Origin of the sequence: Serratia sp. JSRIV006, assembly GCF_019968685.1 — a bacterium.
Taxonomy (GTDB): domain Bacteria; phylum Pseudomonadota; class Gammaproteobacteria; order Enterobacterales; family Enterobacteriaceae; genus Chania; species Chania fonticola_B.
Map to the genome: position 1 here is coordinate 2,797,713 of NZ_CP074137.1, position 15,613 is coordinate 2,813,325.

The window sequence follows — 15,613 nt, forward strand, 5'->3', positions numbered from 1 at the left end:
CGTTAACTCCGATTAAACCGGCTCCATGCCAGTGGCCAGCAAGGCGTTTTCAAATTTATCGAGGAAAATTTCCAGCTCAGCGTCGGTGATCAGCAGTGATGGCAACAGGCGCAGTACGCAACCATGACGGCCGCCTCGCTCCAGAATCAGACCGGATTCGAAGCATTTTTTCTGCAGCAGTGCCGAAAGCTCGCCATCCGCCGGGTAACATCCCATGTGATCCTGCGCTTCGTTAGGCTTCACGATTTCAATGCCGATCATCAGGCCCAGGCCACGTACGTGACCGATAACCGGGAAGCGTTTTTGCAGCTCGACCAGTTTGCCTTTCAGCCACTCGCCCTGGGCGGCAACTTTATCCGCAATGGCGTTGTCTTTAAGGATCTTAAGCGTGGTCAGACCGGTGGCCATTGCCAGCTGGTTACCGCGGAATGTTCCGGTATGGTGGCCTGGCGCCCATGCATCAAACTGTTTTTTGATGCCCAGTACGGCCAACGGCAGACCGCCACCGACAGCTTTAGACATAACGATGATGTCTGGCTCGATACCTGCGTGTTCAAACGCGAACAGCTTACCGGTGCGTGCAAAACCAGCTTGGACTTCGTCGATGATCAGCAGAATTCCATGGTCTTGCGTGACTTTACGGATGCGCTGCAGCCACTCGGCCGGAGCCGGGTTCACGCCGCCCTCACCCTGCACCGCTTCGAGGATCACCGCCGCTGGTTTGCGTACGCCGCTTTCCACGTCGTTGATCAAGTTATCGAAGTAGTACGTCAGCGCTTTAACGCCTGCGTCGCCACCGATACCCAGCGGGCAGCGGTACTGATGCGGATAAGGCATAAACTGCACTTCCGGCATCATATTGCTGACGGCTTCTTTTGGTGACAGGTTACCGGTTACGGAGAGCGCACCGTGCGTCATACCGTGGTAACCGCCGGAGAAACTGATGATGCTTGAACGGCCAGTTACCTTTTTGGCCAGTTTGAGCGCGGCTTCAACGGCATCAGCGCCAGAAGGACCGGTGAATTGCAGGCAATACTCTTTGCCCTGGCCCGGTAATAAAGAGAGTAAATAGGAGGAAAATTCGTCTTTCAGAGGTGTGGTAAGGTCCAGCGTATGTAACGGTAAGCCGCTGCTGATGACACTTTGAATGCTTTGAAGCACGTCAGGATGATTATGACCCAGCGCCAGAGTCCCGGCGCCTGCAAGACAATCAAGATATTGATTATTTTCAACATCAGTAATCCAAACGCCCTGCGCTTTGGCAATTGCCAATGGCAGTTTCCGTGGATAGCTTCTGACGTTAGACTCAAACTCAGCCTGTCTTGCTAAAAAGGTATCATTGCTTTGTGGTAATGAACGAGCACTTAAAGTATCAATACGGACTTTATCCGTCATCATATCACTCCCACAACCTCGGGTATTATTAACGCCGGGTTGAATAAAAGGTTAAGGGGATTGCCTGTAAAAACGCGGCCAATATATAGCATTTTAATGGTGTACTCAATCATTTGTTTCAACATGCAATTAACCCTTTAAAGTCAAATCATAACAATAAGTTACCTTTCGCTGTGCATTAATTTTTGTTACCAATATCGCACAAAGCGTTACGAATGCCCGGATTAGATACAACGTCATGAAAACCATCGTTTTGCTATGGTTTTATTCTTTTGTTACACGATTTTACCGTTAAGAATGTTAGGTATTGGCCTGTAAGGCATTCTTTTTTACTGATTTATTGCGAAATAAAATAAAAATGTCGATCCATTAAGATAAATCACTTACTATGGCGCGCTTATTTTACTCTCCGTAAATAAAGAATTAATGCGCATCACACCGGTAACGCGTAAGAGGCAATACATGTTATCGACAACAGGAGGCTTTCCTGGGTTGTCATCAGAAATGTTCGCGGGCGGACATTTCGTAAGGCGAAGCGTGCTTCCCCTTATGCCGAGAATGAAAATTTTCTTGCCATTTTTTATGGCGCCCTGATATGAGATTGTTATGACACGCATTTATCCACAATTCGTCGTTGCCAAGTTTGGCGGTACCAGCGTTGCTGACTTTGACGCGATGAATCGCAGTGCCGGCATTGTTCTTGCTGATGACCACGTCCGCCTGGTCGTTTTGTCTGCCTCCGCAGGGGTCACAAATCTATTGGTCGAACTTTCTGAAGGGCTGGAAAGTCGTGATCGTATGGATAAAATTGATACCCTTCGCACTATCCAGTACAACATTATTTCCCGCCTGAAAGCGCCGCTGGTCATCAGCAAAGAAATCGATCAGCTCCTTGAAAATATTGCCCGCCTTGCCGAGACGGCATTGACAATGCCTTCCACGGCGCTGAGTGATGAACTGGTCAGCCATGGCGAGTTGATGTCGAGCCTGTTATTTGCTGAAGTGCTTCGTGAACGTGAAGCGCAAGCAGAATGGTTTGATGCCCGTAAAGTCATTCGAACCAACAACCTCTACGGTTGCGCCGAACCCAATATCAACCTGGTCGAGGATCAGGCAGAAGCCCATCTGCGGCCGCGTATTGAGCAGGCGATTGTTATCACCCAGGGTTTTATCGGCAGTGATGACGCCGGGCATACCACCACGCTGGGCCGGGGCGGCAGCGACTACACCGCCTCCCTGCTTGGGGAAGCATTGCAGGCCGCACGTGTCGATATCTGGACTGATGTGGCCGGGATCTACACCACCGATCCGCGCATTGTGGCGCAGGCCCGGCGTATTGACCATATCTCCTTTTCCGAAGCCAGCGACATGGCTGCTTTTGGTGCGAAAGTGCTCCACCCGGCGACCCTGTTACCCGCGATGCGGAAAAATATCCCGGTCTTTGTAGGTTCCAGCAAAAATACCGCTGCCGGTGGAACGCTGGTTCGCCGTGAGACAGAGAATCCGCCACTTTATCGTGCGATTGCCATTCGCCGTAAACAGACGTTGTTGAGATTGCACGACCTGCATACGCAACCTGCATACAGATTCTTTGCCGAAATGTTCGCGATTCTGGCAGAACATCGGGTTGATGTGGACCTGGTTACCACCTCCGAGAGCTGTATAGCGCTAGCCCTGAATTCCACGGGATCCACTTCGGGAGAAGATCACACCCTGACCACCGCGTTGCTTACAGCACTCTCTTCTCATTGCCGAGTTGAGATTGAAACCGGGCTGGCCTTGGTCACGCTGATTGGCAATCAACTCCATCGTGGCGCGGGCGTTTGCCGGGATACATTTGTGGATCTGGATGAGTATGCCGTGCGCATGATTTTCCATGGCGCATCGAATGATAATCTTTGCTTCATGCTACCAAGCGAAGTCGCTGACAGCGCGGTTGTAGCGCTACACCGTAGGTTATTTGAGTAAGTTAAATGGGGCGTTTGCGCGCCCCTGAAGCTCGCCTATTTGGGCTCCTATGACGCCATAAATATCCGTACAAAGCGCTCAACCGGCCATTCCTTGATGTCGGATACCTGCCCATCCCCGATCTCTATAAGCCGGAGCTGACCTGCATCATTTTCAATCATATCGATGGAGAAAAATGGAGCATCGACGAGCTGCGCGATTTCAATAACCACCTCTGGAATAATTCCGTCAGCAGAGAAAACCTTGCCATTCAATGAAAAATATCTGCGCTCACTCTCGGGGACAAAATTTTCAAAACGTCTAAGGCTGACTCCCCCTTCAATCTTCCCTCGGAAGTGCTCAATGGATTTCAACACTTCGCGGATCTCATCGGCATTTGCGGCAACAGAGCCTCTGGAAGTTGTCAGTGATTTAACATAATCCTTAACGAAGTAACACGGCCACTTAAGCCGATCGGTCAGCATATCGAAATCAGCATCTGCACTGACCAATACGGTTTCCGGCGTATACTTTTGGCAAATTTCGTACCAGCCGGTGATGTAATGACACCGAATATAATCATCAAATGATTCAAGCATTTGCCCGCCACTCAGCGAAACGGCTCTATGCAGTTGTTGATACTCTTCCGGGCTCAGCATCCATCCACGCCATATCACGGGGACATCTGGCCCAAAGCTGTGAGAGAACTTGTACTTTCCCATCGAGGCGTGTTCAGAGGACAGCAGCACACAGGTTAATCCGTTCTGCCTGGCACAGTTAAACTCCTGCTCAAAGGTTTCATCAGCCTTGGAGGGGTTAAAGTAATCACTGGGATAAATCAGCTGCATTTAAATTCACCCTATTTCCTTCTATTTTGCGTACCGCAGGAGCATATATTACAACAACTCGACCAGCTCAAACTCTTCTGGTAGCAGGCAAAATTATCTCTCCACTATTTCGCGCCAAGCGATTTTTTGAAGAAAGTTGCTACCTCGGTAATAATGTGTTGATGGATTGCTACACGATCTATGCCTTTACGATCCGTACATAAATCCGGCATTGCACGGCTCATATCACGTGAGCATGATGATAAAAACGTGAAATGGCCAGCGTTAGGAATGACCTGTAACGAAGCCTCTGTCCGCTTCGCCAATGCTATCGCGTTATCATCAGGAGATAATTCCTCATCCTTATCCCCGACAAAAATAAGTAACGGTGACTTAACAGGCTTCAATCCCTGTGGTGTAAAAATGACACTTAAGGGAGCTAGCAGGACGAATGACCGAATACGCGGATCGGCAGACGGGGCTAGTTCGGGATGATCAAGCCTGATATGCCCCTTCGCTTCGCAGACATGATGGTCGTTGGGACGCTTAGCGCAGTACTCCACAAGGCGAGTAAGAGTCGGCTTGCCTCCTGCGAGTATCAAACCTGTTGTTCCACCGGCAGAAAACCCCAAAAATCCTATTCGATCTTTATCAATATGTGGTGCAAGCATCGAATCTTTGAGAGCAGCAGATATCTGCAAGGGGCGTCCGTAGATCGCGCTAGTAGCCCCGGCTCGGCTCGAATTCTGAAAATTATCGCCCGGATGGGTCACGCTTACGACGATGTATCCTTGCTGAGCGAGGGCTGTGGCCAGATCATGATGTCCCCACATGCTTCCCATGTTTCCATGCGAAAGCAGAATCAACGGATATAAATCGCTCCCAATTGAGACCGATTTGGACGCTGAAATCTGATAGGGACCGATGCTTGTAACCCCCGAGGGCCCAGAACTTGGAAAGAACGCCACCGTTTCCATTGGGTGATTATCAATAGGGTCGACAACTTCAAGCTTTTTGATCCCAACGCCATTAATGTTTGCGGCATTTGCACCTGTAACATATAGCATTAGAAACAATATCACTGGCATGAATTTAAGGAGAATATCGCTAAAATCCGGTACCCTAGCATAGTCTAATAACGCCATGTAAGTCTCACAAATCCTTTTTGATACATGAAAGTATCATATGTACAAAATACGATTTCTGATACCTAATTGTCCGTTTTTTCCTCGCGCTGCATGAATTCAGAGAAACAACGGCCGCAGACAATTCCACTTGGGTTCAGTCCCCCAACGTCGGATGACAGACACAGCTACCCTGCCATCCAATCGTCCCAGACAGGCGTCGATGAGATTTTTTCCACAATAAAATCAATAAAGCTTCTCACCTTGGGGTCTTGATAATGCCCTGGATGGTACAGTGCGAAAAGATGGTACTCATGCTCTTTAGCTTCGTGATCCAGCAAAATGGGGATCAACTCGCCATCAGCGATATGGTCACCCAGCATGTAGGTTGGCAGATTGACGATCCCCTGATGATGGAGCGCAGCCTGTAGCAGCCCCAAGGTACTGTTCACCTCGACGATGTTATTGATTTTTAACGAATGCCCATCGCCGCCAATAAAGTGCCAGTTATCAGAAACGTTTGGATTGATCAGGCAGTCGTGATCCTCCAGGTCTGCCAGGGTTTTCGGCAGGCCACGGCGTTCAAAGTAGCGCCGGCTGGCGCAATAAACCCAGTTGATCTTACAGATTTTGCGCAAAGCAAAATTACTCGGCGGGTGTGCGGTAATACGCAGCGCAATATCGATATTCTCTTCGTTAAGGTTGACGCTTTGGTCATTTAAATCGACAGACAATCTGACGTCGGGGTTGATCTCTCTATAGTCACTGTACAAACGCATCAGATGGGTAACGCCGAAGGCAATTGAACAGGTAATTTTGAGCTGGCCCTGTGGGTGGCTGCGGAAACTGGAGGTATTAACCAAGGAGTCATCCAGATCCGCCAGCAGGTGCTGCGCCCGGAACAGCAGATATTTGCCTGGCTCGGTCAAAATCAGGTTACGCGTGGTCCTTTTCAGCAAAACGATGCCAAGATACTCTTCCAGTTGGGAAATGCTGCGGCTCACCGAAGACGGCGTCAGGTTCAACTTCAGCGCTGCGGCAGAAAAACTGTTACATTCAACGACTTTGATAAAGATTTCCAACTGCCGGAAGATGGCGTAGTTGTCGATTTTTGCCTTGAATGAAACGGAACCCCTGGTTGACGACATCATCTGCCGATACCCCTTTGTGAATTTATACGGCCGCATGGATCTGATATCAGGCTAGCAAAAAAACGCTAAGTCAGTAAAATTCCTATACATTATAATTGACTATACTCACTAGATAGCGACGCTACCAACCCTTTCAGTCAGTTTTCATAAAAAGCACATAAAATAGGACAGCCATCAACTTTTGCGTTTTACGCACAAGTATTTTCATTTAATAACACCGCTCGCTGCTTTAAGTTTTACTTACCAGTACGTACTATGTTTCTATGTCAGATAAGGTTACCTCTGACAAACGCGATGTTTTACATAACTTCTCATTTCGTGAGAGCACGGCTGTGATCATCTTGCGACAGGAAGACAATGATGAATAGCATAATAAATACAGATATCAAGTCCAAAGACGCGTATAAAAGCATTCCGTTTACCCGATATGACTTCGGCTGGGTTATTCTCTGCATAGGTATGGCCATCGGTTCCGGCATTGTTTTCATGCCGGTTCAAGTGGGCATTAAAGGCATTTGGGTATTTATCACTTCGGTTATCATTTCTTATCCAGCGATTTATTTGTTGCAAAGTCTTTACCTTAAAACATTATCAGAAAGTGAAGATTGCCAAGACTATACTAACGTCATTACGCAATACCTCGGAAAAAACTGGGGATTTTGGCTAGGTATTGCCTATTTCCTGATGTTACTACACGGCATGTTTTCTTATTCCCTGGCCGTTACTTTTGACAGCGCCTCCTATATTCAGACCTTTGGGCTGACGGACGGCTTGCTGTCAGACTCCATCTGGTATGGGTTGGTGGTGCTGGTTGCCTTGGTCAGCATTGCCGCTCAAGGGGAACGGTTGTTGTTCAAGGTCTCCGGCCCGATGGTGTGCGTTAAATTTGGGATTATCGTTGTATTAGGGGTCGTGATGGTTCCACATTGGAACTTGAATAATATTACTGCTTTCCCTGAACTGCTGCCATTTATGCGCGACGTGTTTTTGACGTTACCCTTTACCCTTTTCTCCATTCTGTTTGTTCAGATACTTAGCCCGATGAACATTGCTTATCGCAAAGTTGAATCGGATAAACGTATTGCCACCTATCGAGCTATCCGCGCCAACCGTGTTGCTTATATTATCCTGGCGGTTGCGGTATTGTTCTTTGCCTTCTCGTTCACTTTTGCTATCAGCCATGAGCAGGCCGTTTCCGCTTTTGAGCAAAATATCTCTGCATTAGCTATTGCAGCCCAGGTTATTCCCGGATCTGTTGTGAGAGTAATGAGCGCCCTGCTGAATATTTTTGCCATCTTAACGGCGTTTCTCGGGATTTATTTAGGGTTCCAGGAGGCGATCAAAGGGATTGTGACTAATATTATCTGCCGTTTTATTCCGGAAGAAAAAATCAATCAAAAAGTGCTTCACATTGCCATCAGCGTTGGCGTTGTGCTGGGGTTATGGGCGTGGATTTCAACCCGCTTCTCTATCCTGTTCTTTATGCAACTGGGGAGCCCTTTGTTCGGGTTGGTATCATGCTTGATCCCTTGCTATCTGGTGTATAAAGTCGAAGCACTTCATAAGTTTAAGGGACCCGCAGTTTGGTTTATCACTTTCTTCGGTATTTTGCTTTGCCTGTCCCCCTTCTTTAAATTTTTCGAATAAACGATGAGGTTAGCAATGAGTAAATCACCAAGCTCGGATTTCAGCATCGGCACCCGGATTACACAGATCGGCCGAGATCCCGCCAAACAGGCCGGATTTGTCAACGCAGCGGTTTATCGGGGTTCAACGGTTATTTTTCCTACCGTCAGCGATATTGAGCATAACCGAGCCGAGTTTAACTACGGGACGATGGGCACACCCACGATCGCTAATCTAGAAAATGCGTGGAGCGAACTGGCTGGAGCGGCAGGGACAGTGCTCTCACCCTCCGGGCTGGGCGCAATTGCGCTGGCATTGCTCACTACGTTGAAAGCAGGCGATCACCTGTTAATGCCTGACAGCGTGTACAAACCTACTCGCCTGTTTTGTGCTGGGATGTTGGGCAAAATGGGGATCGAAACCACCTACTATGATCCATTGATTGGCGCAGACATCGGCACCTTGTTCCGCCCTAACACTACCACCCTGTTTTTAGAATCTCCTGGCTCTCAAAGCTTTGAAATCCAGGATATTCCAACCATGGCGGCGCTGGCAAAACAGCAAGGGATCGCCACCATTATTGATAATACCTGGGCAACGCCGGTATTTTTCCGCGCCCATGAACATGGTTGTGATATTTCCGTAGAGGCGGGTACCAAGTATTTGGGCGGGCATTCCGATTTACTGATGGGCGTTGTTTCAGCCAATGATGCCTGGTGGCCTAAATTACGCGAAGCCTATGATCTGATGGCGATGTTGCCGGGCGCAGAAGACTGTTTTCTCGCCCTACGGGGTTTGAGGACCATGTACTTACGCTTGAAGGAGGCAGAAAAGCGCGGGCTGGAGATGGCTCATTGGCTAAAATCCCGCCCGGAGGTATTGAAAGTGCTCCACCCGGCCTTCCCTGATTGCCCAGGGCATGAATTCTGGAAACGAGACTTTACAGGTTCTTCGGGCCTGTTCTCTATCATTTTGCAGCCGGAATATACCAAGGCTGGTGTTGATAACATGTTGGATAACATGTCGATTTTTGCCATGGGTTACTCGTGGGGAGGTTTTGAAAGCCTGGTGATCCCGTTTAACTGTGCCGAATACCGCACCGTGACGCAGTGGCAACCCGGCGGCCGGGCGCTGCGCTTGCAGATTGGGCTGGAGGATATGGATGAACTGAAAGCCGATCTGGAGCAAGGCTTTGAAAGATTGAAGCAATTTAGTTGAGACGTGATTTTTGCCAAGGTGACCGCATAGTCGGTCACCTTCCCTTTCCTAGTTATTTCGCGCTTTGCCGCCGAAAGCGTACAAGCCAAGCCGCCAGCAAAATGGCCGTTATCGCGATGCCTGCGGCAACGAAACCGATGTTTTCCAATCCCCATTGAGGGATCACCAGACCACCGATAATGGCGCCAAGGCCCGTACCGGCATTGGCAGCAGAGACGTTCAACGTTCCGGCTAGCGCCTGAGCGTGTGAGGCGGACTTCATCACCCGAACCTGACAGATTGGAAACAGTGCAGTATAGGCAATACCCCAAAGCGCAAGTGCCAACCATAACAGAATGAGCGAGTCTGCCGCTGGTACGCTGGCCATCATGCCTATGCCCAGCAATAACGAGAATATGGCGGTAGCGCCCAGTGGGTTGCGGTCTACAAAGCGCCCGCCCAGCCAGTTACCGACCAGGCCGATAGCACCGAAGCCCATGAGCCACCAACCGACTTGCGCCGGAGCCACACCGGCGATGCGCTCCAGCATGTCGGCTAGATAAGTGTAAGCCGTAAACATTGCGGTGAACACAACGACCGATAACACAACGTTACCGACAAAATACGGGTCTTTGAGAATGCGTGTCTGTTCTGCCAGCCTTAGCCGTTCGGGGCGTGCCAGGGTCGGCATGAAGATCGCCAGGGCCAATGTCATAACCAGCGACAGCCCGGCCAGTATCCAGAAGGTGCCACGCCAGCCGATAAGGTCTGACGCTAGCGTTCCCAGTGGAATACCAAACAGTAAGGCGGCTGAGATCCCCAGATACACCTGCGATACTGCGCGACCGGCACGATGCGGCCCGGCAATCTGTCCGGCCGTCTCGCTGGCCGTCCCCCAGAACACGGGCAGCACCAGCGCGGGAATGAACCTGGCAATCGCAAGCACCCAAACGTTCGGAGCGATTGCGGCCAGGGCGTTTGAGAGGCTAAAGATCATCAGAATCGCAATGAACAGGCGCTTACGTTCAATGTGTGACAACAGCGCAGTCAGCACAGGGCCGAACAGCATCACCGTGAAAGCGAACAAGGTAACGAATTGGCCAGCAGCGGAAATTGAAATATCCAAGTCGCGTGCCAATGCTGGCAATAGTCCGACGATCAGGTATTCGGTCGTGACGATGACGAAAGCCGCCACCGCAAGAATGACGATGGAAAGACGGCTACGGCTCGCCGAAATGGCGGTGCCCGGTACGGTAATCGAAGACATCAAAAAGGCTCCTGCATGGGGATTTGCTGTTGCCCTTAGTATATTTAAGAAATATATTCTCATTATTGATATATTTTACCGACATTATTGAATTTAATTCCTTAGTAAGTGAGGGCAGCATGATCCCATCGGAGCGGCTTAAGGGCATCGAAACCTTCGTGGCGACGGCCGATGCAGGCAGTTTCACGGCAGCGGCAGAGCAATTGCACCTGACCAGCTCTGCCGTCAGCAAAAGTGTGGCGCGCCTTGAAGATCGGCTCGGGACCCGGCTTTTCGAACGCACCACCCGCCGTTTGGCTCTGACGGATGCAGGGGCAGCGTTCTACCGCACTTGCGTACGAGTGCTGGCCGATTTGGAAGAAGCTGAAGCCGTGCTCGCCGCACAGCACAGCGAACCGATGGGTCGTCTGCGGCTAGATGCTCCGGCGACATTTGGCCGCCTTCGGGTTTGGCCGCTGCTGCTCCAGTTCTCACAGCAGCACCCGCACTTACGCCCGCATGTCTCTTTGACCGATCGCTTCGTTGATTTGCTTGAAGAAGCTATTGACGTGGCGGTGCGTATCGGTGGCCCGGATCATTGGCCTACCTCAGTTGGCCATCGCTACCTGGGCTGTGAACGCCTCATTTTCTGCGCCTCTCCCGATTACCTGGCCCGCAACGGGACACCGACATCGCCCGCCGAACTGTCTCGCCATGATGCCGTGCTCTATGGTAAGGCCGATGGAACCACGGGCCCGTGGTTGATCGCGCATGATGCTGGAATGATTGAGCGGCGCACAATGGAGGGCCGCATTATCGTCGGAAATGGCGAAGCTCAGGTTGCCGCCGTTAAGGCTGGGTGCGGTATCGCACAGTTGGCAACATGGCTGGTCTGCGATGAAATTGCACGTGGTGAATTGGTGCAAATCCTACCGGAACTGACGACTGACGGTCTGCCGCTCAATCTGGTGTGGCCTATTGGGCGGCAACTGCAGCCAAAAGTGGATGCCATGCTGGAGCTGCTTGCTGCCGAATTGCGGATCGACTAGCAATGCCAAGCCCTTCACGTTCACCACGCCGTGGTGAATTGCCGGTTTCCTTGCATGCGAACAAACAGCATTCCACCAGCGAACATAGTCACAATCTGCGAGGCCACCAGCACGGAAAAGCCTGAAGAGACGGTGCCAAACGACATCATCACCAGCCCCATCAGTAAGGGAATAAATGCCGAAAAGATATTCCCCACGCCGTTGATCAGCCCGTAGGCAGAGCCAACGCTTTCTGCTTTGGCATGGTGTTGGATCAGGGTGGGAATTGCCGCACCTTGCGCCCCCCAACAAGCGTTAGCCGATAGCAGGAACACGGCCAGCCAGCCACTTTGTGAGCTCAGCATCACGCCTAACATGCAGATAGCCGTTGCTGCCCCGCCAAAGGCAAAAATCAATGGCATCTGCTGTGGCCGAACGCGATCCAGGATCACCCCGCCAAGATACTTGGAGAAGATACTGATAATAAAGGGTAGCGATGCTAGCCAACCCATTTGCTTGATGGAAAAGCCACGCTCATTGGTCAGGTAAGCGGGCAGCCAGGAACTGGAACCCCAAAGATAACTGAGCGTAGCTATCTCAACCAGCATGATCCAGCCGAGCATGGGCGTTTTCCAAGCCAGAATGAAGATATGGCAGACACGTTGCATCATGGATTCACTGCTGCGCTGCACCACTCCGGTTGTTCTAGGATGGATAAACACACGCACCAAAAGCAAGCCGACCAGGAGATTGATTAACGCCAGAACGTGAAAAGAAAGGGCCCAACCGAGATGACTCATCAGGAAAGTCACCAGCGGAAAACCAATCACCAAACCTAAAGACACGCCTAATGCAGAGACCGCATTGGGCTTTCCCCGCTCATTGGCGGCGAAATGGTCACTGATGTACATGGTTTTCAGCGAGAAAAGTGGCCCTTCACTGACACCGAGGAAGGCCCGCACGACCAGTAAAATGATGAACGATCCGACCAACGGAGAAGCCGCGGTAAAGAGCGCCCAGAGAACCACACTGAGGGTCAAGCCTTTACGATAACCGAATAGCGTTTCCAGAAACGGCGTCAACAACATGGCTGAAAGGCCATAACCTAGCAGAAAGGCGGTCATCAATGTGCCTTGATAGGCGCGATTGTCTACCAGGCCAAAGTGATTGAGAAACTCGGGGTTAACCAGCATGACGGAGATATTTACCCGGTCAGCATAGGCTATCACGATGAGGAGCAATGTCGCGATGACTCCCCACCAGCGTTGTTGTCTCATGCCCTGCTCCTTGAAGAAATGTGTCAACCAAATATCCGGTAACGCCGCTTGCTCGTTAACCGTCCCCACCATTTACCGCCGAATTGATTGTTTCAATATTGTTAACATATTGTTGTGCGTATATCTACACTACAGCGGCAAGAGAGGAATGGGAGCACATCGGCCCATCGGTAAACGATGAGCCTGCTAGGGATTACTGACACAACGCCACAATCTCTTTATATAACGTCAGCGGTAATGTCACACCGAACTGCTCACTGTGCTGACGCGCCTTAAAACGCCGCTCCCCAGGAATACGGGATCCTTGCTCTGCCATATCATTAAAAAGCCCTTCCGCTCTGGCGAAATGCTCTTCCTTCTCCGCCCCCAGAAAACGCTCAGGATCCATGGCAATGATCAGCTCTCCGCCATAAGGTGAAGAGCCTGTTGATTGGTCGTAAGCTAACGATTCTTTACTGGTCATATCACCAATCAACGGCCCGGCAATCAGCTCCACCATCGCTGCCAATGCTGAGCCCTTATGGCCACCAAACGTCAACATTGCGCCTTGCAGTACGCTGGCGGCATCAGTGGACGGTTTGCCGTGACTATCGATTCCCCAACCTTCTGGCAGCGGTTTATTCGCTCGGCGATGCAGCTCAATCTCACCGCGTGCAGCTGCGCTGGTCGCCATATCAAACACAAACGGGGCTTGTCCCTGGCGTGGCCAACCAAAGGCGATCGGGTTGGTACCAAACAAGGGCTGGCTCCCCCCGGCGGGCGTTACCCAAGCATGGCTTGGGGTGCAAGCCAACGCTACTAATCCCTGTTCGGTAAGCGGCTCGATATCCGCCCACAGCGCAGAGAAGTGGACGCAATGATTGATCGCCAATGCGGCAATACCACAGTGACGAACTTTGGTGATAAAGGCAGGCAGCGCCGCTTGATAGGCCACCAACGAGAACGCACCCTGCGCGTCTACGCGTAAAATCGCCGGAGCGCTGTCGGTGAACGTCGGTTCGGCATCAGCCATCACTTTGCCGGCATGCAGCGACCGGACACAGCCCAGTACACGATACAAACCATGGGAATGGCAGCCATCGCGTTCACCGGCGGTTACGTTCTTTGCTACAGCATCGGCATGCTTGGTGCTGAAACCATTACTGTGCAAGGCTCGATACGCCAGTTGATAGGCCTCTGACAACGTAAGATTGACGGTGTTGGTCATGATCGTTTCCTCCTTTAGCATTACTCTTCCTCGTCCCCGACAAAATTTGCCTGAGGTAAACAGGTGTAAGCTCCCCAGTAATAAATCAGCAGCGCGATGGCCGCTACCAGCAAGGTGTCCCACGGGTGGCCAATAGCATTGATGCCGCCAAAACTGCCGAGATAGGAAGCCACGATGATCAAGGCGTAGAAAGCGATCAGCCACAGCGAGGACCAAATCTGCTGCTTCAGGCTGACGGCGTGAGTCGGCACTTTGTTTTTAAACAGAATATAGACAAAGAACATCAGAATTTGCAGGCCAAGCAGCCAGGAGACGGTGTTCCAGCCTGACCAGTAAACGATCAATGCCGAAATGATGAATGACACCGGTCCTAACACGCTAAATCCCCAGACAAAGAACGGCCGCGGCAAATTCGGTGCATTACGGCGTAGCCCGGCGGCGGTAACCGGGGCAATGGCATAGCTAAGTACCAGTGCGGCGGAGACCACTCCGATCAGCTTTTCCCAGGAAGGGAACGGCAACGTCCAGAAGATAGCCAGCCCGAAAGTCAGCCAAAGTGCAGGACGCGGGATCCCCGACTCACCATCGACGCGGGTAAAAATTTTGAAGAAAGTCCCTGCCCGCGCCCAACCATACACAACTCGCGGCGTGGCATTCATATAGATATTGCCCGTGCCGCTCGGTGAAACGATCGCGTCACTCACCACCAGAAAAGCCAACCACCCCATCCCCAGCGTAACGGCAATATCGCGGTACGGCAGCGAAAAGTGCTTGCTGATATCCTGCCAGCCACCGCTCAGCATTTCGCTTGGAATACTGCCGAGGAAAGCCAGTTGCAGCAGCACATAGATAATGGTGGACAGCACCACCGAGAGGATCAGCGCGATCGGGATGGTACGCTGCGGCTTTTGGACTTCGCTGGCCACCGAAATAATTGGCGTCAGCCCCAGATAGGCGAAGATGATCCCACCGGCGGAAATCGCCGCTTCCACCCCGGCGGAACCAAAGGGCGCAAAGCCTTGGCTGTGCAGGTTTTCAGGCTTGAAGAAAGTGAACAGTACCACGATCACCAGCACCGGCACGATGAACTTGAGTATGCTGATCAGGTTGTTGGATTTGGCAAACGTCTTCACGCTGTAGTAATTCAGCGTAAAGAACAAACACAGCAAGATAAATTGCGTCAGCCAACCGATCAACGTGGGATCGCCCGAGCCTGGCTGGCTGAGAGCGGGGAACCAGGCTGCTGCATATTGCCGGGCGGCGACGACCTCGATCGAGATCAGGCTGGAGAACGCAATCAGTGTGATGAACCCCAACAGATACCCCATCAGCTCCCCATGGGAAAACACCGGGTAACGAATGATGCCACCGGCACGGGGAAGCGCGGCACCCAGCTCGCAATAAACAATGCCCAGCAGCAGTACAGCGAGCCCGCCGATCAGCCACGAATAGATCCCCGCAGGGCCCGCGATGGCAGCAACATGGCTGGCGGCGAACAGCCAGCCGGAACCAAAAATCGCGCCCAGGCCGATAAACGTCAGATCGGTTAACGTCAGCTGCTTTTTAAATTTTCCCTGTATTGTCATAG

At 51.3% G+C, this 15,613-nt stretch carries 12 protein-coding genes; 4 read left to right on the forward strand and 8 right to left on the reverse strand.

Annotated features, from left to right (window positions below):
• Window positions 1-12: 12 nt before the first annotated feature.
• A complete protein-coding gene (locus KGP16_RS12985) occupies window positions 13-1,398 on the reverse strand; it encodes a diaminobutyrate--2-oxoglutarate transaminase (protein WP_024530116.1) in 1,386 nt (461 codons plus the stop codon).
• Window positions 1,399-2,001: 603 nt separating this feature from the next.
• Between KGP16_RS12985 and lysC the strand changes: the two genes are divergently transcribed.
• The gene (lysC, locus tag KGP16_RS12990; RefSeq protein ID WP_071683555.1) at window positions 2,002-3,363 is read left to right on the forward strand and encodes a lysine-sensitive aspartokinase 3; all 1,362 of its coding nucleotides are present in this window, start codon (window positions 2,002-2,004) and stop codon (window positions 3,361-3,363) included.
• Between the two features lie 47 nt (window positions 3,364-3,410).
• Here the strand turns inward: lysC and KGP16_RS12995 are convergent, their stop codons facing one another.
• From KGP16_RS12995 to KGP16_RS13005, 3 genes are all read right to left on the reverse strand, one after another.
• Window positions 3,411-4,190, reverse strand: a complete 780-nt coding sequence (locus KGP16_RS12995) for an ATP-grasp domain-containing protein (RefSeq protein WP_223501454.1) — start codon at window positions 4,188-4,190, stop codon at window positions 3,411-3,413.
• A 104-nt stretch (window positions 4,191-4,294) separates the two neighbouring features.
• Window positions 4,295-5,314 (reverse strand): alpha/beta fold hydrolase, encoded by a 1,020-nt coding sequence (locus tag KGP16_RS13000; protein ID WP_223501455.1) that lies wholly within the window; start codon window positions 5,312-5,314, stop codon window positions 4,295-4,297.
• Between the two features lie 167 nt (window positions 5,315-5,481).
• Entirely contained in the window at window positions 5,482-6,441 is a 960-nt protein-coding gene (locus KGP16_RS13005; RefSeq protein WP_037376048.1) for a LysR family transcriptional regulator, read from the reverse strand.
• A gap of 363 nt (window positions 6,442-6,804) precedes the next feature.
• Here KGP16_RS13005 and KGP16_RS13010 point away from each other — a divergent pair, with 363 nt between their 5' ends.
• On the forward strand, window positions 6,805-8,091 hold the full coding sequence (locus KGP16_RS13010) for an amino acid permease (protein ID WP_223501535.1): 1,287 nt from the start codon (window positions 6,805-6,807) through the stop codon (window positions 8,089-8,091).
• Window positions 8,092-8,106: 15 nt separating this feature from the next.
• On the forward strand, window positions 8,107-9,288 hold the full coding sequence (metC, locus tag KGP16_RS13015) for a cystathionine beta-lyase (protein WP_021806378.1): 1,182 nt from the start codon (window positions 8,107-8,109) through the stop codon (window positions 9,286-9,288).
• Between the two features lie 52 nt (window positions 9,289-9,340).
• Here metC and KGP16_RS13020 read toward each other — a convergent pair whose 3' ends face one another.
• Entirely contained in the window at window positions 9,341-10,534 is a 1,194-nt protein-coding gene (locus KGP16_RS13020; RefSeq protein WP_223501456.1) for an MFS transporter, read from the reverse strand.
• Between the two features lie 119 nt (window positions 10,535-10,653).
• Here KGP16_RS13020 and KGP16_RS13025 point away from each other — a divergent pair, with 119 nt between their 5' ends.
• Window positions 10,654-11,562 (forward strand): LysR family transcriptional regulator, encoded by a 909-nt coding sequence (locus KGP16_RS13025; protein WP_021806380.1) that lies wholly within the window; start codon window positions 10,654-10,656, stop codon window positions 11,560-11,562.
• A 20-nt stretch (window positions 11,563-11,582) separates the two neighbouring features.
• Here the strand turns inward: KGP16_RS13025 and KGP16_RS13030 are convergent, their stop codons facing one another.
• The 3 genes from KGP16_RS13030 to KGP16_RS13040 form a co-directional block, all read right to left on the reverse strand.
• The gene (locus KGP16_RS13030) at window positions 11,583-12,818 is read right to left on the reverse strand and encodes an MFS transporter (RefSeq protein WP_223501457.1); all 1,236 of its coding nucleotides are present in this window, start codon (window positions 12,816-12,818) and stop codon (window positions 11,583-11,585) included.
• Window positions 12,819-13,011: 193 nt separating this feature from the next.
• A complete protein-coding gene (locus KGP16_RS13035; RefSeq protein WP_021806382.1) occupies window positions 13,012-14,025 on the reverse strand; it encodes an Ldh family oxidoreductase in 1,014 nt (337 codons plus the stop codon).
• Window positions 14,026-14,045: 20 nt separating this feature from the next.
• The gene (locus tag KGP16_RS13040) at window positions 14,046-15,611 is read right to left on the reverse strand and encodes an APC family permease (protein WP_021806383.1); all 1,566 of its coding nucleotides are present in this window, start codon (window positions 15,609-15,611) and stop codon (window positions 14,046-14,048) included.
• Between the last annotated feature and the right edge of the window lie 2 nt (window positions 15,612-15,613).

Excerpts from the sequence above, each read along its gene's own strand:
- KGP16_RS12985 (WP_024530116.1), bottom strand. The coding sequence starts at position 1,398 with ATGATGACGGATAAAGTCCGTATTGATACTTTAAGTGCTCGTTCATTA.
- lysC (WP_071683555.1), top strand. The coding sequence starts at position 2,002 with ATGACACGCATTTATCCACAATTCGTCGTTGCCAAGTTTGGCGGTACC.
- KGP16_RS12995 (WP_223501454.1), bottom strand. The coding sequence starts at position 4,190 with ATGCAGCTGATTTATCCCAGTGATTACTTTAACCCCTCCAAGGCTGAT.
- KGP16_RS13000 (WP_223501455.1), bottom strand. The coding sequence starts at position 5,314 with ATGGCGTTATTAGACTATGCTAGGGTACCGGATTTTAGCGATATTCTC.
- KGP16_RS13005 (WP_037376048.1), bottom strand. The coding sequence starts at position 6,441 with ATGTCGTCAACCAGGGGTTCCGTTTCATTCAAGGCAAAAATCGACAAC.
- KGP16_RS13010 (WP_223501535.1), top strand. The coding sequence starts at position 6,805 with ATGAATAGCATAATAAATACAGATATCAAGTCCAAAGACGCGTATAAA.
- metC (WP_021806378.1), top strand. The coding sequence starts at position 8,107 with ATGAGTAAATCACCAAGCTCGGATTTCAGCATCGGCACCCGGATTACA.
- KGP16_RS13020 (WP_223501456.1), bottom strand. The coding sequence starts at position 10,534 with ATGTCTTCGATTACCGTACCGGGCACCGCCATTTCGGCGAGCCGTAGC.
- KGP16_RS13025 (WP_021806380.1), top strand. The coding sequence starts at position 10,654 with ATGATCCCATCGGAGCGGCTTAAGGGCATCGAAACCTTCGTGGCGACG.
- KGP16_RS13030 (WP_223501457.1), bottom strand. The coding sequence starts at position 12,818 with ATGAGACAACAACGCTGGTGGGGAGTCATCGCGACATTGCTCCTCATC.
- KGP16_RS13035 (WP_021806382.1), bottom strand. The coding sequence starts at position 14,025 with ATGACCAACACCGTCAATCTTACGTTGTCAGAGGCCTATCAACTGGCG.
- KGP16_RS13040 (WP_021806383.1), bottom strand. The coding sequence starts at position 15,611 with ATGACAATACAGGGAAAATTTAAAAAGCAGCTGACGTTAACCGATCTG.